We start from the raw sequence: 2,530 nt of genomic DNA, 5'->3' as shown, positions 1-2,530 counted from the left end.
GCGGAAGTTGTTGGGGTCGTATTCATCGGGGCCATAGGCCGACACACACATCTGCAGGGTGCAGATGATTTCCGGTAGCTCGTAGCGGAAGCAGTGCTTGAACGCGCTCAACTCGTAGGGCGCATTGTGGGCGATCCAGTAGGCATCGCCGGCCTTGGCGTCGAGCACGGCCTTGGCTGCGTCCCACGGGATGCGGTTCGCGACGTCGGCGTGCGCCAGGTTTAGATAGTAGGCCGTGTCGGACTTCTCGGGATAGATCGAGAAGCCGGTCATGACCGTCCGGTTCATGTCGAACACCAGCTTCTTGGCCGGCGATTTCCTCCGGCTGACCGGGTCGACCTTCATGAACTGGTTCAGGCCGTCGTGGCGCAGATCATCCTGCGTTTCGCAGTCCAGGCCGATGAAGGGATCAGCCTTCACCTGGCTGACGATATGGGGGATCAACTGGTCGACGTTGCGAGCGTCGACCAGCACGGTCTTGATCGTCATTGCATGAATTCCTTCAGGGCTAGGTCGGCCTTGTTGAAGTCGGGCTGACCGATGGTGGTGTGCTCGACGACGAGGTCTTCCGGCACGTCCAGGAACCCGACGATTTCCCAGTAGATCTTGAGCTGGTCGGGGTTCTCTTCGAGCCAGCTGACCATCTTCGGCTGGAGCTTGATCTGTTTCTGCCAGCCATCCTGGCCGGCGAAGATCATCTCGGTGGCGCGCTGGAGGCGCCGGGGGCCGTTCTCTTCCCACAGGCTCTCGCCGAAGCGAGGCACGCCGGGGATCTTGTCCGAGCTGTCGCCGACCCAGGTCTTGTAGAGGCGGGTGTCCTTGGGAAGGACGCCCTTTAGCGGGTTGGCACCGCAGACGACGTTCTTGGGGGACTCGCCGACGAGCTGCCACATGTCCTTGTCGTTCGAGTAGATCGCCACGAGGGCGCCCTTGGCGGCGTAGCGGCGGGCAAGCAGCGCGATCACGTCGTCGGCTTCGTAGCCGGGGACCTTGATCTGGACCGCCTTCGAATGCTCCAGAGTTTTTTGAGTGAGGTGGAAGCCGTTGTAGATGCCGGTGTCCGGTGCCTTACGGCCGACCTTGTATCCCGGAAAAATGTCGCGGCGCTTCTGGCTTCCCTTGGGTCCGTCCCAAACACAGATGACTGGATCGGGACAGGAGAAAACGTCCTGCATAAAGTTTCGGGGCGCGAGCCCCGAAACGTCTGTCTCCAATTCGACACGCAGGTACGAGTTCATATCGTACACGCGGATCATCAGTCGGCCGCCGCCATGCCGAGGGCTTCCTCGTACAGGTCCAGGATCGTGTCCTGTTCCGCGCGCTCGGCCGCGTCGAGCTTGCGACGGGCGATGATCTTGCGCATGGCCTTGGTGTCGAAGCCTGTGCCCTTTGCCTCGGCGAAGATCTCCTTGATATCGTCGGAGATCGTGGTCTTCTCCTCTTCGAGGCGTTCGATGCGTTCGATGAAGGCGCGCAGTTGTCCTGCAGCCACGACGCGGCTGTCTTCAGTGCTGTCCATTTTGTTCTCCGGGGGATGTTGGAAAGAAAAAGGGCGGGGCAATGCCCCGCCCAGAAGGCTTCAGGAGTTACGCGACGACTTTGTAGTCGCGGAAGTCGAGGATGCCCCAGTTGTTGCCGTTGCCGGACTGCTCCGAGTAGCCCACGGTGACTTCGATCGTGTCACCGGCCGGGTCGGCGCCGTCCTTGGTCATCTGCTTGACCAGTCGGGCAAAGGCCTTGAAGCCGGTGGTCGAGAACGAGTGGCCCAGGACGGTGCCGGCGGTGACCGTCTCGTCCTTCAGCTTGACGTCGTCGAGCAGCTTCATCTGGATGTCGGCGGACTTGTACGGGCGGGCCCTCGGGTCCACTGCACGGGCTTCCGACAGGGCCTGGGGCCAGGTCGCGCCGTCCGTGGTCATCACGCGGTCGTAGGTCTTCCGGTAGGTCGCCGGGTTGCCGTACTTGACCGACTCGCTGTAGCCCACATCGCTCAGGTCGATCTCGACCCGGAGCTCTTCCAGAAGCGGCTTCTTGGCGCCGATCTGCAGGCCATGTTCGTTCACCTTCAGCCATTCGTCGACGACGATGGCACCGGCCATTGCGTCTTCGAGGCCCATCGGGCGACCGGCGGCGGGAGCGACAGCGCCCTGGTTCTGCGAGGTGGTGGCAACAGTGCCATTCTGCTTCGCATTGTCCTGGGGGATGTTGGCGGCGGCCTGGGTTGCCTGATTGATGGCAGGGTCGATATTGTTCATTCAGAGTTTCCTTCGTTTTGCGTTTTCGTCACCGCGTCTTGCGGTAAGTGAGAAATAAGAAAGGCCCGCCGAAATACGACGGGCCTTTTCTTCTTGTCCTATAGTATCACCAGAATTGTTGCTCTGTTTTGTCCTCCTAAATGTACCTGGTTCCGTCGAAACGTCTGATGCGCTCGCCGGTCGAATAGCGGATGGCCTTGTAGTCAAAGCCAATGTGTTGGTAGAACTCCCAGATGTCGGCCACGCGGTGGTCAGGCAGGGTGGTGTGTTGGTAG

4 protein-coding genes are annotated in these 2,530 nt (G+C 60.8%); all 4 read right to left on the bottom strand.

The window, feature by feature from the left end:
• On the bottom strand, positions 1 to 489 hold a 489-nt coding region (locus EOC06_RS32710; RefSeq protein WP_164898865.1), incomplete at its 3' end, for a hypothetical protein.
• Positions 486 to 1,175 (bottom strand): hypothetical protein, encoded by a 690-nt coding sequence (locus tag EOC06_RS32705; RefSeq protein ID WP_164898864.1) that lies wholly within the window; start codon positions 1,173 to 1,175, stop codon positions 486 to 488. The genes EOC06_RS32705 and EOC06_RS32710, both read right to left, overlap by 4 nt.
• 80 nt (positions 1,176 to 1,255) lie before the next feature.
• On the bottom strand, positions 1,256 to 1,519 hold the full coding sequence (locus tag EOC06_RS32700) for a DUF2312 domain-containing protein (RefSeq protein WP_128309736.1): 264 nt from the start codon (positions 1,517 to 1,519) through the stop codon (positions 1,256 to 1,258).
• Positions 1,520 to 1,586: 67 nt separating this feature from the next.
• Entirely contained in the window at positions 1,587 to 2,255 is a 669-nt protein-coding gene (locus EOC06_RS32695) for a hypothetical protein (protein ID WP_128309735.1), read from the bottom strand.
• Between the last annotated feature and the right edge of the window lie 275 nt (positions 2,256 to 2,530).

The organism is Mesorhizobium sp. M7A.F.Ca.MR.362.00.0.0 (genome assembly GCF_004023175.1).
Classification (GTDB): domain Bacteria; phylum Pseudomonadota; class Alphaproteobacteria; order Rhizobiales; family Rhizobiaceae; genus Mesorhizobium.
The sequence above is the reverse complement of the archived record's forward strand: the minus strand, read 5'-3'. Positions and strand labels throughout refer to the sequence as shown.